This window comes from Bartonella sp. CM31XJBT (assembly GCF_028618555.1).
Lineage (GTDB): Bacteria > Pseudomonadota > Alphaproteobacteria > Rhizobiales > Rhizobiaceae > Bartonella.
Window position 1 is genome coordinate 70,307 of the sequence record NZ_JAQITD010000007.1, and the last position, 19,348, is coordinate 89,654.

Below are 19,348 nucleotides of genomic sequence, written 5' to 3' on the forward strand. Positions count from 1 at the left end.
CAACCATTATCCCTCTTTGCCAACCATTACCCCTCTTTGCCAACCATTACCCCTCTTGCCCAACCATTACCCCTCTTGCCCAACTATTACCCCTCTTGCCCAACTATTATCCCTCTTGCCCAACTATTTACCCCTCTTGCCCAACTATTATCCCTCTTTGCCAACCATTACCCCACTTGCCCAACTATTTACCCCTCTTTGCCAACCATTACCCCTCTTTGCCAACCATTACCCCTCTTGCCCAACCATTACCCCTCTTGCCCAACTATTATCCCTCTTGCCCAACTATTTACCCCACTTGCCCAACCATTACCCCTCTTTGCCAACCATTACCCCTCTTTGCCAACCATTATCCCTCTTACCCAACCATTATCCCTCTTGCCCAACTATTTACCCCTCTTTGCCAACCATTTACCCCTCTTACCCAACTATTTACCCCTCTTGCCCAACTATTTACCCCTCTTGCCCAACCATTACCCCTCTTTGCCCAACCATTATCTCACTTGCCCAACCATTACCCCTCTTAGCCAACCATTATCCCCATTCCCTAAGATGTCACAACCAACCTTTTGATTTCATAAAAGTTTCACATCTCTTCTGTTTTTGAAGCGTGAAAAATTTCATTTTTAATCTGTCAACCAGCCTCACGTTACCGTGAGGCTTTATTTTATGGAGAAGCAAATGAGAAAAATATCTAAAGCAGGGCTTGCACTCATTAAACAATGGGAAGGATTGCGTTTACATGCCTATAAAGATGCCATCGGGGTGTGGACAATCGGCTATGGTCATACCAACACGGCTGGCAAACCGTTCGTTCACAAGGGCATGATCATTACTGAAAAACAAGCAGAAGAAGTTCTTTCTCAAGATTTAAGACAATTTGAGAATACCGTTGAAAAACATGTGCGGGTTTCCTTAACGGATGAACAATTCGCCGCGCTCGTATCGTTTTGCTATAATATAGGAACATCGGCTTTTTGTAATTCGACCCTGCTCAAAAAACTCAATAATGGCGAATATGAAGCCGTCCCTGCTGAGTTACAAAAGTGGACTAAAGCAGGAGGAAAACGTCTTCACGGTTTAGTGCACCGTCGTGCAGCAGAATCGGGATTATGGGCAAAAGGGGCTTATGTTTCTCCCAACTACCAAACCGTAGAAACGCAAACACCCATGGGATTTTTCAAAGCAGAAGCGCTTACACCGATTATTGGTTCTTTTTCTGGACTTTGGGGCTTATTGGCAGGCAATGGTCCCATCCAATGGGCATTGGCAACCATTATGGTTTTAGCCGCCTGCGTTGGCATTTTCTTTGTGGCAAAACGGTTTCGGGAGCAGCGCTTATGATGTGGTGGTTGAAAAAAAATCTGATGATAACAGGAGCGGCTCTGACCGCTTTTTTTATCGCTTTAGCAAAAGCTTTCACTCTTGGAAAGAAGGTTGAACAACAAAAGCAAATAGAAAAAACGCTAAAGTCATCAACAACACGGCTAGAGGTGGAAAATGAAATTAATCAAAAAAGTGATGCTGATGTACGCGCTGCTCTTACTCACTGGTTGCGCGATAAAAACAATCAATGAGCCTTTTTCTTGCGTTGGTTGGATGCCCATTTATTTAGACAAAAAAGATCTCAATATCATCAGTTCAAATCTCGCAAGAGATATTTTAAAGCATAACAAACAAGGGGAAGGCTTGTGTGGGTGGAAACATGGCTAGAAAAAAAACAGAGCTTACAGAAAAGGAAAAAGAAATCCTACAAGAAATCATCACAACGTATAAAAGTGTAAAAATGATGTCACGCTATACGAAGTGGATTATATTCATCATTTTCTTATTAGCACTTGATTTTTCACGGATCATAGATGTGCTGGGAAGTATTTTTACACAAAAATCGAATATTCAGCTCTAAAATAAATAAAAAACGTGAGACGTGTTAAATCTTTTTTTAAAATATAAAAAGCCATTCGTTATTTTTTGAAAACACGGAGATTTTATTGATGATTTTTTCACGTCTCACGAGAAATTTTTACACGCCTCACAAACGTCGTGCTCTTCACAAACGCTTTCATGAAATGAATTTAAGGGCATGAAGAGAGATTTTTAACCAACGCGTAAGTCAGCAACTTTGGTAACATAAGAAAAGGATCATACCAACGTACATTTTTTTAATAAACTATTGATATCCAAATGATTTTATACTCTTCATAAATAGCATTGCCAAGAATTTGTATTAAAAGACATTTCTTTTAAAGAAGCGCATAAACAAGCAATGTAATGGTAGCCTTACATAAAACTTCTCATCTTTACGTTGAATAAAAAAGCAAGCCGGCTCCTCCCACCCTCCCAATGCCCTGCCTCTCAATTTCCACCCTCCCAATTCCCTGCCTCCCACCAATGCCCTGCCTCTCAATGCCCTGCCTCTCAATGCCCTGCCTCCCAATGCCCTGCCTCTCAATGCCCTGCCTCTCAATGCCCTGCCTCCCAATGCCCTGCCTCCCAATGCCCTGCCTCCCAATGCCCTGCCTCCCAATGCCCTGCCTCCCAATGCCCTTATGTTCTATGCATAAAGGTCAAGTTGAAGAGAATATATGGAAAATCCTTGGTTCGAAAATATGAAAAGAAGGCATGAGGCTACAACAGAATTTCGCGTGCCTTTATCATCAGAAGCATTAAAAATTCTAAAACAAGCGCGCCTACTGTCTCGTAATGATTTTTTTCGGCTACCTGTCATGGTCCCCTTAGCTCAAAAATTGCTCCCCACTCAAGAATTTTCTGTCACAATATAGGCAACAAACAGAACTTGAGTATAACAACATGGGTTTGGCTCCAATTTAGGTGATGAGCTTACCGAAAAAAAGATGAGAGCAAGGCGAAAAATTAGCTTTTATCTTTAAGCTTCTCAAATGGAGCAGTCTCCCCATTTCAGAGATCAACGAAACAGAGAGATGCTTATTCTCCTATGCAAAAGCTTGAAATACCAGCATCTTATTCATAAAAAAACAACCCAGCCCCATCATGCTCTTTTCAACTCTGTCTTTCCAACGCTCAATAGGTACTAACTCTTAGCTACTGACTCTTCTTAGCTACTGACTTTTAATGATTGCGTTGGTTCATAAAACCGTAGTGACCTCTCACCTTATGAAGCACAAACACAGGATTTTTTAACGGTGCATACATAAACCTAAAATGAAAAAATAGAACTGCATTAGGAATAAATGACTATAAATCAAAGAGTTATATTTTTATTAGCACAATATTTTCAAAGGAAACCACGATCCCCACACAATAGAAACATTTCATAAAAACAAGAGAAAAAGCTATGGATTAAGAGTGAGCTTCATTCACAATGACGGTAGATCAACCAGAGGAGAGTAGAACAATCCTATAAGATAAAGAAACTGTCATAAAAGGAAAATTCGTATGAACAAAAGAAATATATAAAAAAACGGGCACAGAAGACCCGTTTCTTTATTACTTCTATGGAATAAGAGCTTAGAAATCCATTCCGCCCATTCCACCCATTCCGCCAGCAGGCATCGGAGGCATTGGTGTATCTTTCTTTGGAACTTCAGCAACCATTGCTTCTGTTGTGATCAGAAGGCTCGCAATTGAAGCCGCATTCTGAAGAGCAGAACGCACAAACTTTCACAGGATCAACAATTCTTGAAAGCAATCAAATCACCAAATTCACCGGCTGAAAAACATGAAAAAGCATAAAAAAAAACGGGCACAGAAGACCCGTTTCTTTATTACTTCTATGGAATAAGAGCTTAGAAATCCATTCCGCCCATTCCACCCATTCCACCAGCAGGCATCGGAGGCATTGGTGTATCTTTCTTTGGAACTTCAGCAACCTTTGCTTCTGTTGTGATCAGAAGGCTCGCAATTGAAGCCGCATTCTGAAGAGCAGAACGCAAAAACTTTCACAGGATCAACAATTCTTGAAAGCAATCAAATCACCAAATTCACCGGTTGAAAAACATGAAAAAGCATAAAAAAAACGGGCACAGAAGACCCGTTTCTTTATTATTTCTATGGAAAAGAGCTTAGAAATCCATTCCGCCCATTCCACCCATTCCACCAGCAGGCATCGGAGGCATTGGTGTATCTTTCTTTGGAACTTCAGCAACCATTGCTTCTGTTGTAATCAGCAGGCTCGCAATTGAAGCCGCATTCTGAAGAGCAGAACGCACAACTTTCACTGGATCAACAATTCCCAAAGCAATCAAATCACCAAATTCACCCGTAGCGGTATTGTAACCATAAGTGTCAGCATTGTTTTCCAGCACTTTGCCCACAATAATCGCGGCTTCTTCACCAGCATTGCTTGCAATCTGACGCGCTGGTGCTTGTAGAGCACGACGAACGATACTAATACCAGCTTCTTGGTCAGGATTACTTCCCTTAACGGTCAACGCATTTGCTGCACGCAACAATGCGGTACCACCACCAGCAACAATACCTTCTTCAACAGCAGCACGTGTTGCATTCAAAGCATCATCAACACGGTCTTTCTTTTCTTTCACTTCAACTTCTGTTGCACCACCAACACGGATAACAGCAACACCACCAGCGAGTTTAGCAAGTCTTTCTTGCAATTTTTCACGGTCATAGTCAGAAGTTGTTTCTTCGATCTGAGCCTTGATTTGATTGACGCGAGCAGTAATTTCGCTCTTTTGTCCAGCACCATCAATAATGGTGGTGTTTTCTTTAGAAATATTGACTTTCTTTGCACGTCCAAGCATATCCAAAGTGACATTTTCAAGTTTAATGCCCACATCTTCAGAAATAACCTGTCCAGATGTCAAGATTGCGATATCCTCTAACATTGCTTTACGACGATCACCAAATCCAGGTGCTTTTACAGCAGCAATTTTTAAACCACCACGCAACTTGTTGACCACGAGCGTTGCCAAAGCTTCACCTTCCACATCTTCAGCAATAATGAGAAGTGGTTTTCCAGACTGAACAACAGCTTCAAGAACAGGAAGAAGAGATTGCAAATTAGACAATTTCTTTTCATGAATGAGAATGTAAGGATCATCAAGATCAGCGACCATTTTCTCAGCATTTGTGACAAAATAAGGGGAAAGATACCCACGGTCAAATTGCATTCCTTCAACGACTTCTAATTCCGTTTCAGCGGTTTTAGCTTCTTCCACGGTAATGACGCCTTCATTGCCCACTTTTTCCATAGCATCAGCGATCATTTTACCGATTTCAGCAGCGCCATTAGCGGAAATGGTTCCCACCTGTGCAATTTCTGCTGAAGTTTGGATTTTTTTTGCTTTTTTGAAGAGGTTTGCCACAACTTCTTCAACAGCAGCATCAATCCCGCGTTTAAGATCCATTGGGTTCATGCCCGCAGCAACAGCTTTAACACCTTCTTGCACAATAGCTTGTCCTAAAACAGTTGCTGTTGTTGTTCCATCACCAGCGATATCATTGGTTTTAGAAGCAACCTCGCGCAACATTTGTGCACCCATATTTTCGAACTTATCTTCAAGTTCAATTTCCTTTGCAACGGATACACCATCTTTTGTGATGCGAGGCGCACCGAATGATTTATCAATCACCACATTACGACCTTTAGGGCCGAGTGTCACCTTAACAGCATTAGCAAGGATGTCGACACCGCGCAACAAACGCTCACGCGCTTCACGGCCAAATTTGACTTCTTTAGCAGCCATTTAATTTCTCCTTGGAGTTTTCTCAAAATAGTACACAATGAAAAATTAAGTGCTTCAATTAGCCCATAATTCCCATAATGTCAGATTCTTTCATGATGAGGAGGTCTTCCCCATTAATCTTGACTTCAGTCCCAGACCATTTTCCAAAGAGGATACGGTCTCCTGTTTTAACCTCTAAAGGCACACGCTTGCCGTTATCATCGAGAGCGCCATTGCCAACAGCAATTACTTCGCCTTCTTGGGGTTTTTCTTTTGCTGTATCAGGGATGATAATCCCACCAGCCGTTTTATTTTCAGATTCAACCCGACGGACAACGACACGGTCGTGAAGTGGGCGGAATTGTATATTAGCCATGTTTTAAATCCTTAAAACTGAACATAATTGCATTAATCTTAAAAGTTCTTGCTAGCACTCATAGCTTGAGAGTGCTAGTATGAGTTAGATATAAAATCGGCATCTCTCAATGTCAAGAATAGCCTAAAAATAATTTCTCTAAATGAAGCTTCAAAGTCTTGCCTCTTATTGCACTTTCGCGTTATCTATCTTTTTTAAGAACCCGTGAACAAAAAAGGATCTTATCATGGTTGAAACACGTCAGGAAACGGATAGCTTTGGAACAATTTCGGTACGTCAAGATCGTTATTGGGGCGCACAAACTGAACGTTCTCTGCATAATTTTAATATTGGCAGTGAAAAGCAGCCTCTTGCCATCATCTATGCCTTAGTTCTTGTCAAAAAAGCTGCAGCTGTTGTAAATATGGACAAAGGAAAACTACCAGAAAACATTGGAAAAGCAATTATTGCCGCCGCCGATGAAGTGCTTGCCGGCGATTTTGATACGCATTTTCCACTCTCCGTTTGGCAAACAGGTTCTGGCACACAAAGCAATATGAATGTCAATGAAGTCATTGCTAATCGTGCGAGTAAGATTTTGGGAGGAAAACTTGGAAGCAAAAAACCAGTTCATCCCAATGACCATGTCAATATGAGTCAATCATCGAACGATTCCTTTCCCACAGCGCTTCACATTGCCACCACGTTGCAAACACGCCAACACTTACTACCAATCCTTGAAGCTCTTATTGCTACATTAAAACAAAAAGAGCAAGAATTTGCAGACATCATTAAAATCGGCCGCACCCATACCCAAGATGCAACGCCTTTAACCTTAGGGCAAGAATTTTCAGGCTATCGTGCCGCATTAGAAGCCAATCTTCAGCGCATTGAAAATGCTCTAACCGATGTCCACATGCTTGCTCAAGGTGGCACGGCTGTTGGCACAGGGCTGAATGCACCCAAAGGTTTTGACATTGCTTTTGCGCAAACAGTAAGCGCTCTCACAGGCATAACGTTCCAAACTGCCAGCAATAAATTTGAAGCACTCGCCCATCATGGCGCCCTTGCGCATTTCCACGGGAGCTTGAATGCTCTTGCTGCTGATCTGTTTAAAATTGCCAATGACATTCGGTTTTTAGGCTCTGGTCCACGTTCCGGTTTAGGGGAACTCAGTCTTCCCGAAAATGAACCCGGATCTTCTATTATGCCCGGCAAAGTCAACCCCACACAATGTGAAGCCTTAACCATGGTCGCATGCCAAGTCTTTGGCAATCATACCAGCGTAACCTTTGCCGCAAGCCAAGGACATTTTGAACTCAACGTTTATAAACCTGTTATTGGCTATAACGTTTTACAATCAATTACCCTTCTTGGTGATTGCATGCGTTCCTTTGATATGCATTGCATTCAAGGATTACGGGCCAATCGCGTTCATATTCACTCGCTCATGGAGCGCTCACTCATGTTAGTCACAGCTCTTGCACCAGAAATTGGCTATGAAAAAGCTGCTGAAATTGCCAAAGCAGCGCATAAAAATGATACAACTTTGCGCACCGAAGCATTAAAAGCAGGCGTTTTTGTAGAGGATTATGACCGATTAGTTGATCCCAAAAAGATGATTGCTCCCCAATAAAACCAATAAACAACCCACTAAAAAAGATGCAAATATCTTAAAACCAATCTGTCTGTCAAAAGAATCGGGGTGCAAACACCCCGATGATGACCGATAACAATTACCCACAGCGTTCATTTTAGGCTCTGGTCCGCATTTATGCTATGGATGGTTTTGTTTCTTACGTTGTACTTAAAAGACACAACGGCTTTGGAAAGGAATGGGGCTTTGGAAAGGAGTGGATAGTCATGGCTCAACACCCAATGGCTATACTGGCAGAAAGTGATTTAAATGGATATGATCTTAAGGTGTTTTCATTCTAGCTTCACGTCTTGATTTTGAAAATCAATTAGCTATCAACCAAACAGAATGAGCTCAAAAAAATCAGTATTAATAGACATAATTTCAATCGAAGTATAAAGATTAATGAATTCATAGTAGTTACGCTTTACAATGTTATCATTATTGATACATTCTGTAGGTAGCTCTTGTCTCAATGAGATGATGTATTGATTTATAATGATCATCTAGCGTTATCCATATTGAATGAGAATTCTGAATACCGTAAGATTTCCTCCTTTTAAATCTGTCCCATGTTGCATCAATCAAAATCACTGACTTGCACATTATAAGCGGAATGAATGTGTGGATAGAAATTGTAGAAGGTAAGGACTAAAAACGCATCTAATGAAATCGCCTCAAGTGCCAAGGGCTGTCACAGTACCCACGAACAGGAAAAAATAATGGTACCGGCTTGCTCCTTTATAAAGCATAGAGATAGGGGTGCTTAATAGATTTATCATGATACCATTCATGCGCCACCATCGTGAAATGGATTTAGGAGTATTGAGAGATGTTTCCTTTATAAAGCATAGAGATAGGGGTGCTCAATGGATTTATCATGATACCATTCACAATCGCTGTCGTGAAATGGGTTTGGGAACATTGAAAGACGTCTCCTTATGAAGCATAAAGATAGGGGTGCTCAATAGAGGAACAGCTGCTGGAAAAAAACTCAATGCACCGAAAGGTTTTGGCCTTTGCTGAAACAATCAGCTCTCTGACAGAGATATCCTTGACAGCTCGCAAGAAATTTGAGGCATTTGCCTATCATGGCGCCCTCACCCATTTCCACAAAAACCTGAGTGTACGCACTAATCTCTTTAAAGTTAATCTCTTAAAAATTGCCAACGACATTCATTTTTTAGGCTCTTATCCACGTTCCGACTTTAAGCGAACGGAAAGGAGAGTTTATCGTTTTACATGGTATATGAGAAAGCCCATGAAACTTTAGATTCTCGCACTTTGTTCCTTCTTATTCTTCGTATTTTATTCAATCAATCAAAACTATTCGCCAAACAAAACTATTAGCTTGGATTGTCATACGAAAAAGTGGCATATAGATACAAAAGAAATAAAGTCGCTCATCCTCTCAAGTACTCAAAAGGCTATCGCAATACAAAGCTACACAATATCAGAAACAAGCAAAGAATATGATAAAAAATATGATGGTGCCAATATGCATTTTACCACTAATTGAATATTAAGCACAACAATATCCGTCATAACGGATAATATCTTTAATACTAAATAACAAAGGGTGATTTTAATCTATAAAATAATAGTTTCTTAAATAAATCAAAGGCTTATTTACCATACTTTTTTCCAAAACTATAAAGAACACGCAGGGAACATTGAAAGAGTTTACAAAAAAACCTTAAAAATTAATACCTATGCGGAATAATAACACGAAACCAGGTTTTGAAAACGCTTTAATATGGGTAATTATAGATTTTTTGAGTATTTTAATTTTCATAATGATATTAAATATAGATTTCTTTAACCAATTTATATATAATACACTTTGTATCCGAAATAAATTGGGGACGTTTTTTATGAAAACAAAATGTTTAATTGCACTATCTATTTTCACTTTCATTACCACTTCAACAGCGCAAGCAGCAGATACGGTAATCTTTGAGCAATCAAAACCGAAAGTTTCATTGCAAAATGATTCATCATCACATATCTCACCGGTTACTGTTTCTGCGCCTTTTTCTTGGTCTGGTTTTTATTTTGGGGGACAAATTGGATATTTTTCCAGTAAAAATACTCTAAATTACGCACAAGACGCCAGGGATGGAAAATGGGCTTGGGTTGATAGAGATTTATCACCGAAACCGTCAGGATTGAGAGCAGGTTTGTATGCAGGTTCTAATATTGATCTGGGAGATAACCTTGTTTTCGGTTTTGATACGGACATAGTCTGGTCTGGGAAGAAAAGCACCCAAACAGACAATGGAAAGAAAATTCTATATGAATTAGACTCTATTAACATTGCCTTTAAAGAAGCTGGGATTCCTATCAAAAAACCTGTAGCTCAGGATGAAACGATACCCAACTATGGTGACATTGTTATCAGCAGTGTAACATTGAAAGAAACATGGTCTGGTGCTGCGCGCGCGCGTATTGGTTTTGCTTCCCATCGTCTTATGCCTTATATTGCAGGGGGTGTAGCCTATACACAAATGCAATATATCATGTCACTTTTATTAAAATCGCAAGAAGGTCCGACAATTTTTGCTTCTGGCAACGTGTTAGATGAGACAAAAACAATGTTTGGTTACACTATTGGTGGTGGTTTTGATCTTGCAATGACAGATAATATCATTATGCGTACAGAATATCGTTATTCAGATTTTTTTAAAAAGAAATTTGCAAACGATAACCTTAAAATTTCTTCTCAAACGCATGATGTTCGCTTTGGCATTGCTTATAAATTCTAAGTTTTGTAGAAAAATTAAACGATTAAAAAACCCTGTTAAAAACGGGGTTTTTTAATGCCCCTTTACCCTTAAAAAGACGCAGATTCTAAAAACTAGGACTAAACTATAAAATAGTCATGAAACAATAAAGCCTCTCCCTCTTTTAAAGCAAGCTCCTATCCTCTCACCCTTTCGTGTAATGCATATGGAATATAAAAGCTTTACCACCACACCACTGGGGCCATCGTAAAATAAATGAGCGCCGTTATGTAAGAGATATTTCTTTAAAAGAAATATGGATATTGTGCATCAATTGCAATTTTATAGGCTGATGTTAACTTGGCCTCTCCTCTCTCGAAGGATAAAGCTTTCAAAAACCATTTTTAAACACCCATTTTTAAACACCATATCCGTTTGTAAAAACACAAAAACTCTGGGAGACTCTTGGGACGGACTCTTGGGACAGTCTCCTCTGGGCTCCTCCTCATGGAATGCCCTTAAGCCTAAAGCAAGACAAACACACTGAAGAATATTCAACACACAGCGAAAAAATACTGTAACGTTTCAAGGAAGTATGCCCTATATTACCACACTTCAAACGACAGTATTTTACAGCTATTGTATGCCAGAGTGGAGAAAGGATATTGCGGTTTTCTGTTTATGTAATTTCTGTAACGGGGAGACAGCTTCATTTGGAGAGAACATGAAGTTGTCAAGGTAAAAAACCAATTTCCAACCTTACCATTTCCCTCTGCTTTACAACTTTCAAAAGCCTCTAAAGCACTATTTTTTTAAACCTCTAAAACTCTGTCTTTTAAAGAGTGGAGATTACGCATTGCCTCATGCTTTTGTTGCTCACATATCTTTTTGGCGATCCCCCTCATGTCATACGACAACTCTTCAAACCAAACACACTCAAATTCAAGACACTTTGGTTGCCAATGCACATGCGTGTTTTAAAGAAACATCTCTCAAAACCCTCAAGCCCATTTTGCGACAGCACCTACAAGAATATAAAATCTATAAAGCCTCTAAAGCACTATTTTTTAAACCTCTAAAACTCTGTCTTTTAAAGAGTGGAGATTACGCATTGCCTCATGCTTTTGTTGCTCACATATCTTTTTGGCGATCACGCCCCTCATGTCATACGACAACGCTTCAAACCAAACACACTCAAATTCAAGACACTTTGGTTGCCAACTCACATGCGTGTTTTAAAGAAACATCTCTCAAAACCCTCAAGCCCATTTTGCGACAGCACCTACAAGAATATAAAATCTATAGAGCACCATCTCTACACTTCATAAAAGTGCAAGCTGGCACCATCCATCATACACTTTACCTCCAATGATGCCCTTGAAACGGCATAAGAGGCATTTTTATTCATTTTTGTAAAATTTCACTCCACGCGAGCTCATCTAGCTTGTAACGTACGAGCGACATGATTTTGGTTGATTTACTATAAGCAGACTTGAAATGAGAAAATCCTACGGTATTCGAGGTTTTTCATTCAACATGCAAAACATTGAACACGGTCTATAAATCCCATGTTTTATAAATCCCCCCATGTTTTATAAATCCCATGTTTTATAAACCAAAGTGATGCGCCATAACAGGATCAAGGGAAATATTTATGAGATGGTGCGGGTGGTCGGACTCGAACCGACACTCCTCTCGGAACCAGATTTTGAGTCTGGCGCGTCTACCAGTTCCACCACACCCGCACACTTTTATAAAAGACAGGACTATAAAAGATAGACTTGTCGATTATTCCTTTGCACTATATGAAGAAGCACAGATTCGTCAACAGAAGACTTCTCATTTTTTAAGAATTCATATCATTTTCTTATCTATTTTATGGAATATTTTCTTTATTGGATTTCTCTACCGGATTTATAGCAATCTCATTTGTAAAGTCTTTACCTCTTAAACTTATAAAAAGCCTCATGATATTAAACAAATTAAAGCTTTGGACGATTTCTTTAGCAAATCGGCGTACAGCACCACACTGGCTTGGTTTCATTGCCTTTATTGAAAGTTCTGTTTTTCCAATTCCCATAGATGTTTTATATATTCCGATGCTTCTTATCCATCAAAAGCGGGTTTATCGCTATGCTTTGATTGCGACAATCTGTTCTGTATTAGGAGGCATTGCCGGTTGGTTTATCGGACATTTTGCCTATGATACCCTTGCCAAACCCATTTTAGAAATTTATGGTAAGGTTGAAAGTTTTGAATCTCTGAAAAATAGTGCAACCCTGCAATTTCTAATCATTTTACTGATAACATCAGGTTTTTTTCATCTTCCCCCCATCAAGATTGTCACAATTTTGGCCGGTGTAATGAGTGTACGTCTTGAACTTTTCATGCTTATTTGTATTTTTTCTAGAGGCGCTCGTTTTTATCTTCTCGCGTGGCTGATTAAACATTTTGGACAAAAAGCAATGAATTTTTTAGTACAGCATTTCAAATGGATTGTTCTCATTGGTTGTGTTAGCCTCCTTTTAATTTATGGGATTTTCATAGCTTTTTTAAACAGGAAGCTTTTATAAGGAACAGACTTAATGGCATGCGTTTTGTCTTCTCACCCACTTTTACACAAGCACCTTCATCTTGAACCCAGCAGAAAAGAACAAAGTTTGTGGGCTTTTTTTCTTGCTTTTTGCTTGTCTGCCACAATAGGTATTGCCCTTGGTTTTGAACATTTCGGAGGGTATCTTCCTTGCGATTTATGTCTCATAGAGCGTTTCCCCTATTATGGTGCCATACCATTTTTGCTTTTAGCAGGTTTTGGGGCATATTTTTTTCGCATAACTGCTTGGGTACAACTTTTATTTTTGTGTGTTTTTGTCTTAATGTGCATCAGCCTTGTTTTAGCCATTTATCATGCGGGTGTTGAATATGGCTTTTGGGCTGCTCCCCTCAGTTGTGGTTTAAGCGCAGTGAGAAAAACCTCAGACATTAACCAGCTGCTCAGCCAATTAAACAACATTCATCCCCCTTCTTGTTCTGAAGCATCCGCACGCTTTCTTTTTCTTTCATTTGCCGGTTGGAATGTCGTCTCAAGCCTATTTTTCAGCCTTATAAGCCTCTATATTACTTCAAAAGGCATTCTTTCAAGCAATAAAAAACTCTAACCATAAAATAGAAACGAAACCGCGTTCACTCGTTCTCTCCAATCGCTTCCCCCCTAACCAACAACTCTCCAGTCACCAATCCCCACCCAAAACCACCCACCGCCAAACCAACCCACCAACACCAACGAGTCACCAACATCCCTCCTCTAGCGTTGTACTCAAAAGACAAAAATAAGCAGATACATCCATTTTATGGTTTCACCTCTCTGTACTTATAAGCAACATTTTGATAAAAACTCGTGATAGAAAAGCCGTAAAATAATAAGTGAGGGGACCAATAAATATAAATGGTCTGCTATGGCTGAAGATAAGAACACAGAGCCTTCTACCCTATCACCTATTTCCTTAGATATAACCAAACTTGAAGAACCATGTGTTATGATGGAACATGATCATAATGCATGGCGTGAGCATATAAAAGAAAGAGATTTAAATGCGCCTTACGAAAAACCACCTCATATAAAACCACGAATCAAATCGGCACCACGCATCAGGCAAGTTTTTTGGTGCGATTTTCCTCATGATTCGATACTCCCTGAATTTTGGAAAAAGCGGCCTGTTTTAGTGCTTTCTAAGAATGCAAAATTATATGGAAATGTGACAGTTTTACCTTTTTCAACGAAATCACAACCCAATAATCCCGCTGCGTATCCAATACAATCTCCCATAGAGAATAAAAAAGCATGGATTATCTGCAATTATGTCACAACAGTTTCTGTAAGTCGTTTAAGTTGCTCACGTACCGTTCCAAGGTTATCCTGCGAAGATTTTCATAAAGTTGTAGCTCTGATGCTCAAATATTTACCGCATTTACAGTATTGACTTTTGGGAAAAATAAGCGTATATGCACCCCCATACACGGCATCAGTAATGGTGACCGCTTCCCCGCAAGGGGAGATAGGAACGAAGGAGTGGGCAACCGCTCCTTTCGTCATTTTTGGTATTTTTTTGAAAACTGCCATTTTTTGCAACCTTCCCTAGAACATATCCAACATTCATTCTCCACCGTTGTTGTTTTGAAATATCTGCGATTTGGGGTAAGCAGAAGACAATATCCACACCTTGGATCCGGTAAAGTTTCCCATGGAGATTACCGAGATATTGTACATACTTATCATTTCATTGCACAAAAAATCGTGCTGCCGTTGCTTAAACCTTATATGATTTTCCGCAATGGGAATATCTTTCCAAGATTGAAAAAAAGCTTCGCTTTATATGACCACACCTCAAACGATCGTATTTGACGAGATAACAAAGAAAATTCTCTAATAAACCAGAAATCAACACCCGACCGATTTCTATCTCTTCACCAAAAACAATTGTTTATTGCCCTAACCACATTATTTCACCGGTCACATGATCTAACATAGCTTTTGCAGATAGATTTTCTTCCCTGTTCTCCTAGAAACGATCTATGCTATTTTGGGATTTACTGCTGAATTGCTTATGCTTGCACTTTGAATGCCTTTTTTCTCACCATATAAAAGGTAGATAAAAAAATAATTTCGTTTATCAGCTTTATTTTAAAGACATACCTATTTTTACAGGATACGTTTTCCTTTCTATCAGCCCTATCGCGTTCAATACACTTGTCGTTTCTAAACATGAACCACCAAGCATCACAATGGAGCAATAGACTCTCATCACTTTCATGGGCACTTGCATTGACAAGAGATAAACAAGAGTATTGATCATCACACACGGAGCAAAAATCTATAGCGATTACGCCATAGACTTTCGCCACGCACGGGTTATTTTTAAAGCATATTTATGATGAGATAATCATTTATGACATCATTTTTGTTACGCCAAAGAACGGGTTTTGCTAACTAGTTTTACTATTGTGCAAATTTTTCAAGAGAAATCCTCACTCGCTCATAGATGACAAGATTTCTTTATGGAGAAAGCGTATGGCGCTCAGCTTTGACCTTTTCCATAACAAGGATAAGTTCAAACTTTAACCAACACGACAATACACCTATTCTAAACGATTTACGCACCACCTCATCGGCAACAGGCTGCTTCAATATTGGTGCATTTATCGGTGCATTGACTTGAGGATTTTTTGCACTTCCACGCACCGTAAAAAAAGAAAATACTTTTCTCATATTCAACTCCATTTTAATTGATTTGGATTTTAAAAATGACCAAAAAAATCAAACAAAAATAGAGAGGTAAGTTACGAAAACTACAGGGTAAATTTTACTGCCCCAAAATGTCTATTTTCCCCCGCCTGAACAGTCAGAGGAACACTATAAAAATTATTTTCATTGAAAAACAATTACTTATAATCTAGGGAAGAAAAGTAAAAATCTCCCCCAGAAAAAGAGTTTATCTTCAAAATTATCAAAAAAAGCAGCACAATTTTAGTGATCTTTTTATTTTTTTCTTTTGATAAAATTAATTGGCAGGTGTCTTAGGCGCCCCTCCGGTAGGTTCCCAATTCGCAACAGCCGCTAATTCCTCAATGAGCTTCTCTCTTGGTAAATTATCATCATCCACCAACTTGTACTGAACGGCATGTTCACTAAGCCACTTTATGAGCGTTCCTTTAACAGTTTTACCACCCTCAGCCTCACTCACCGCTTCCCATGCCGCAACAATAGCAGCAAGCTTTGGAGCATAACGCGGATGCGTTGGATCTTGAAACGCATATTTTTGATCCTTAGTCTCAGCAGAATCATCCTCAGGAAAAAAAAACGCAGGACGCAGACCACGCAATGAAAGCCATTCTTTTAAATCATCAACGCGAACATATGAGGAATCTGCATCTATATCACCAAAAGGATTATACGACCATTCTATCTTTAATTGATTGCTTTTTCCCGCTTGAACGATGGCATTATAAGCTCCTCGAAAATGAGCAATTTTATCAAACGGTATTTGCCGCCTTCCTTCGTAAATATCACCTTTTACTGGTTCTAATTCGTTGAAAAACAGACACTTTCCTGGATTCAAGCCCGCTATCAATAACGCTGCCTGCAATAACGTTAGTTTTTCAGAAAGCCGCCAAAATTTCAAACTTTCATCAATTTCCATATATTCCCCGCTTTTTCTACAAAACTTAACATATTTTTCAAAACGCTAAGAGCAATCTCCTTCACTACACAGAGATTATACTCCCCTCACACTGCAACTTATCACACTTTTTAATAGCCTCACACCCACACCCCTCCTTGTGATCCACAAGAAAATGATTTGAATTGCTTCAATATAAGAAGTTTTGAAATGAGAGGAATCCTACTGAATTTTGGGCTTTCATACAAGATATCAGGCAAGTTACAAGGCAATAAATGCCCCTTCATAAAGGGTAAATTTTTATGCGTGATCAAATAATTTGATATGATAATATCTCTCTCATTTATGCACTCCCACCCTTAAACCTGCCCCTGCAATTACAGCACAAAAGATAATTCGTTACACGCTAACAAATCCACCTAAATGCAAAAGCTGTAACAACGCTAAAATGCGCGTAAATATCATAAGAATACTGTCTTACACCTCCACAAGTGGGATCGAGTGGCGTAAAACTGTACAATAAAATGCCATGCCTATAATGAACCGTGCTAAAGACTGTCGCAACACTGGGAGCTAAGGTGTATGATGATGCCAGCTTGCTCTTTTATGAAGCGTAAAGATTAAGAAGACTCAATGGAGTTTATATTATTTCATGGAAATTTTGCGGCTCTACCCTTCTATACTCTTCACGGGGGCCCCTCGCTAAATGGGCTTTTATCCCTTGAATAAAGATCTCCTTTAAAAGAATCATTTCAAATTCTAAGAGCTGTTACAGTCTTTTGAACGCATCAAATGAATGATGATGCTAGCTTATTCCTTTCCTATATTCTCGAGCATCAATACATTAGAATGCTCCATTCAAACGCCCCTGTAGCAAAATAAAGCACATTGTCTCTTAAATTTTTTCACGTAATCATTTCTTTCATACGCCCCTGTCGTCTCCATTTGATAAATCTCCTTGTACTTTCTCAGCATCCCATCACCTTTTTTCTCAGTGCAACCTTTTTGTAATTTGTCAGTTTTTAACTTTTAGATTGACTTTCGGTTTATTTTTCTTATGTTTTAGAATTATTCTAAAGTGCAGAGGAACAGAAAATGTTGAGATCGTTTTTTTCATTTGTACAACGTAAAGCTCTGTCCTTTCGTTCAGCACAAAACGTGATACTTAAAGCGCTCAAAATAAAAGAGCAACATGCGGCGCTCTATTTAAAATATGCAAAAGCTCTAGAACCTTATTCCTCTAAGGAAGCCGCGGTTTTTACCGCCATGGGGCTTCAAGAGCTTAAAAATTATAAGCAACTTTTGTGCCTTTCTTGTCATAATCGTGCAAACACTATCGGTTCATTATGTGACAAAACTTCTCTTGTGAAAGGAAAGAGCCGCCATCCCTCCCAAAAAACAACAGCGGCAAATCACACCATAAAAAAACCTTCAAAAACGCAAAGACAAACACTTTTGACTTGGATTCAACCAGGTCTTGCAGGGTTAATGGATGGCTCTGTCTCTACCCTTGCCCCCATTTTTGCAGCAGCTTTTGCCACGGGAGACACGCACCAAACTTTTTTGATAGGGCTCTCAGCTTCAATTGGTGCCGGACTTTCAATGGGTTTCACAGAAGCAGCCCACGATGACGGCAAATTATCAGGGCGTGGTTCGCCGTTAAAAAGAGGTCTTGCCAGCGGCATTATGACAACATTAGGAGGACTAGGCCATACTCTTCCCTATTTGATCAACTCTTTTTATGTAGCAACAATTATTGCTTTTATCATTGTTTTTTTCGAACTAGGGGCCATCGTCTGGATCCAAAACAAATTCATGTCAACTCCCTTTTGGCGCGCCTCTTTACAGGTCATCATTGGTGGTGCTCTGGTTTTTGCCACGGGTATTCTTATCGGTAGTATCTAAAAAATCTTATCTGTAACCATAATTTAGATCTCAAATAAGCGCATACTCCTAGGTATAAGCCATCATTGCTGATGCCATATTGAAAAATGCCATTGATAGTGCTTTTAGGGGGTGTTTTGGAATATTCTAGATTAGCAAGAGATGATAACCAAGCTCTGGGGACAACCTGTATCCACACACCTTTATCGACTTGGTTTTATGGATATCTTTTGTTAAAGTGTCATTTTCTTCTAGACCTCATATTTTGGAAATGCCTTGATCATGTCGCACACTGAAACAAACAGCCCTCTAAACAATCATCCTGTCTCTTCTCAATCTTCACATGCCCGGACTTTATTTGTTCAGCGTCTTGCACACGGAGAAGGTTTAGAACTTCCTTGCTACGCGACAGCTGGTTCTGCGGGTCTTGATCTACGGGCAGCTATTGGAGAAGAAGAAACGCTTGTTCTTGCCCCTGGGCAGCGGGCACTTATTCCAACAGGTCTCATTTTCCATTTATCTCTTGGGTTTGAAGCACAAATACGTCCACGCTCTGGCTTAGCCTTAAAACATGGCATCACATGCCTCAACACTCCAGGAACGATTGATAGTGACTACCGTGGTGAAGTTAAAGTCCTTCTTATCAATTTAGGACAAGAAGACTTTTCCATCCAACGGGGAATGCGCATTGCCCAAACAGTCATCGCCCCTGTATCCCAAGTTAATGTTTGTGCCATTGAACCAGAGCAAAATACCCAAAGCCATAACGAGAGCCGTGGAACAGGAGGTTTTGGTTCAACGGGTCACACTTAAGAAGCTCTGAAAAATCGCTACCCTTAAAATATAACACACACGTATTCTAACCACTCTTTCACTTAAAACCCCTTGGGCTTTTAAAGTGCAGAAGG

Annotated in this window: 17 protein-coding genes, 1 tRNA gene and 2 pseudogenes; 13 read left to right on the forward strand and 7 right to left on the reverse strand. The window is 39.6% G+C overall.

The window, feature by feature from the left end:
* The first annotated feature begins 681 nt into the window (after positions 1 to 681).
* The 5 genes from PVV63_RS04820 to PVV63_RS04840 all read left to right on the forward strand — a co-directional run bounded on the left by PVV63_RS04820 (position 682) and on the right by PVV63_RS04840 (position 2,783).
* Positions 682 to 1,344, forward strand: a complete 663-nt coding sequence (locus PVV63_RS04820; RefSeq protein WP_273790901.1) for a lysozyme — start codon at positions 682 to 684, stop codon at positions 1,342 to 1,344.
* Complete coding sequence (locus tag PVV63_RS04825; protein WP_273790902.1) at positions 1,341 to 1,577, forward strand: hypothetical protein; 237 nt, start codon at positions 1,341 to 1,343, stop codon at positions 1,575 to 1,577. The genes PVV63_RS04820 and PVV63_RS04825 overlap by 4 nt, the downstream gene beginning before the upstream one ends.
* A complete protein-coding gene (locus PVV63_RS04830) occupies positions 1,501 to 1,713 on the forward strand; it encodes a hypothetical protein (RefSeq protein ID WP_273790903.1) in 213 nt (70 codons plus the stop codon). Before PVV63_RS04825 ends, PVV63_RS04830 begins: the two co-directional genes overlap by 77 nt.
* Entirely contained in the window at positions 1,706 to 1,906 is a 201-nt protein-coding gene (locus PVV63_RS04835; RefSeq protein ID WP_273790904.1) for a hypothetical protein, read from the forward strand. The genes PVV63_RS04830 and PVV63_RS04835 overlap by 8 nt, the downstream gene beginning before the upstream one ends.
* Positions 1,907 to 2,585: 679 nt before the next feature.
* Positions 2,586 to 2,783 carry a hypothetical protein gene (locus tag PVV63_RS04840; protein ID WP_273790905.1) on the forward strand — a complete coding sequence of 66 codons (198 nt, stop codon included), beginning with the start codon at positions 2,586 to 2,588 and terminating at the stop codon, positions 2,781 to 2,783.
* A 706-nt stretch (positions 2,784 to 3,489) separates the two neighbouring features.
* Here PVV63_RS04840 and groEL read toward each other — a convergent pair.
* From groEL to groES, 4 genes and pseudogenes are all read right to left on the reverse strand, one after another.
* Positions 3,490 to 3,695: pseudogene (gene groEL, locus PVV63_RS04845) on the reverse strand (chaperonin GroEL); the annotation flags it as partial.
* A 72-nt stretch (positions 3,696 to 3,767) separates the two neighbouring features.
* Positions 3,768 to 3,914, reverse strand: a complete 147-nt coding sequence (locus PVV63_RS04850) for a hypothetical protein (protein WP_273790907.1) — start codon at positions 3,912 to 3,914, stop codon at positions 3,768 to 3,770.
* A gap of 129 nt (positions 3,915 to 4,043) precedes the next feature.
* Positions 4,044 to 5,687 carry a chaperonin GroEL gene (gene groL, locus PVV63_RS04855; protein ID WP_273790908.1) on the reverse strand — a complete coding sequence of 548 codons (1,644 nt, stop codon included), beginning with the start codon at positions 5,685 to 5,687 and terminating at the stop codon, positions 4,044 to 4,046.
* 58 nt (positions 5,688 to 5,745) lie between these two features.
* Positions 5,746 to 6,042 (reverse strand): co-chaperone GroES, encoded by a 297-nt coding sequence (gene groES, locus PVV63_RS04860; protein ID WP_005774667.1) that lies wholly within the window; start codon positions 6,040 to 6,042, stop codon positions 5,746 to 5,748.
* A gap of 226 nt (positions 6,043 to 6,268) precedes the next feature.
* On the opposite strand from groES, the gene fumC reads away from it, so the two are divergent.
* The 3 genes and pseudogenes from fumC (at position 6,269) to PVV63_RS04875 (ending at position 10,422) form a co-directional block, all read left to right on the forward strand.
* Positions 6,269 to 7,657, forward strand: coding sequence for a class II fumarate hydratase (gene fumC, locus PVV63_RS04865; RefSeq protein ID WP_273790909.1), 1,389 nt, complete (start codon positions 6,269 to 6,271; stop codon positions 7,655 to 7,657).
* Between the two features lie 972 nt (positions 7,658 to 8,629).
* Positions 8,630 to 8,861 (forward strand): annotated as a pseudogene (locus PVV63_RS04870) (lyase family protein); the annotation flags it as partial.
* 670 nt (positions 8,862 to 9,531) lie between these two features.
* Positions 9,532 to 10,422 (forward strand): outer membrane protein, encoded by an 891-nt coding sequence (locus PVV63_RS04875; protein ID WP_273790910.1) that lies wholly within the window; start codon positions 9,532 to 9,534, stop codon positions 10,420 to 10,422.
* Between the two features lie 1,618 nt (positions 10,423 to 12,040).
* Here the strand turns inward: PVV63_RS04875 and PVV63_RS04880 are convergent.
* Positions 12,041 to 12,125, reverse strand: a tRNA-Leu gene (locus PVV63_RS04880).
* A gap of 222 nt (positions 12,126 to 12,347) precedes the next feature.
* On the opposite strand from PVV63_RS04880, the gene PVV63_RS04885 reads away from it, so the two are divergent.
* The 3 genes from PVV63_RS04885 (at position 12,348) to PVV63_RS04895 (ending at position 14,360) form a co-directional block, all read left to right on the forward strand.
* On the forward strand, positions 12,348 to 12,953 hold the full coding sequence (locus PVV63_RS04885; protein ID WP_273790911.1) for a YqaA family protein: 606 nt from the start codon (positions 12,348 to 12,350) through the stop codon (positions 12,951 to 12,953).
* 12 nt (positions 12,954 to 12,965) lie between these two features.
* Positions 12,966 to 13,538, forward strand: coding sequence for a disulfide bond formation protein B (locus PVV63_RS04890; RefSeq protein ID WP_273790912.1), 573 nt, complete (start codon positions 12,966 to 12,968; stop codon positions 13,536 to 13,538).
* Between the two features lie 297 nt (positions 13,539 to 13,835).
* Complete coding sequence (locus PVV63_RS04895; RefSeq protein ID WP_273790913.1) at positions 13,836 to 14,360, forward strand: type II toxin-antitoxin system PemK/MazF family toxin; 525 nt, start codon at positions 13,836 to 13,838, stop codon at positions 14,358 to 14,360.
* 1,073 nt (positions 14,361 to 15,433) lie between these two features.
* Here the strand turns inward: PVV63_RS04895 and PVV63_RS04900 are convergent.
* Positions 15,434 to 15,646, reverse strand: coding sequence for a hypothetical protein (locus PVV63_RS04900; RefSeq protein ID WP_273790914.1), 213 nt, complete (start codon positions 15,644 to 15,646; stop codon positions 15,434 to 15,436).
* Positions 15,647 to 15,938: 292 nt separating this feature from the next.
* Positions 15,939 to 16,577: a hypothetical protein gene (locus tag PVV63_RS04905; protein ID WP_273790915.1), complete on the reverse strand. Its 639-nt coding sequence runs from the start codon at positions 16,575 to 16,577 to the stop codon at positions 15,939 to 15,941.
* A 1,074-nt stretch (positions 16,578 to 17,651) separates the two neighbouring features.
* On the opposite strand from PVV63_RS04905, the gene PVV63_RS04910 reads away from it, so the two are divergent.
* Both PVV63_RS04910 and dut read left to right on the forward strand, forming a co-directional pair.
* Positions 17,652 to 18,461, forward strand: a complete 810-nt coding sequence (locus tag PVV63_RS04910) for a VIT1/CCC1 transporter family protein (protein WP_273790916.1) — start codon at positions 17,652 to 17,654, stop codon at positions 18,459 to 18,461.
* A gap of 261 nt (positions 18,462 to 18,722) precedes the next feature.
* The gene (dut, locus tag PVV63_RS04915) at positions 18,723 to 19,253 is read left to right on the forward strand and encodes a dUTP diphosphatase (RefSeq protein WP_273790917.1); all 531 of its coding nucleotides are present in this window, start codon (positions 18,723 to 18,725) and stop codon (positions 19,251 to 19,253) included.
* Positions 19,254 to 19,348 lie beyond the last annotated feature (95 nt).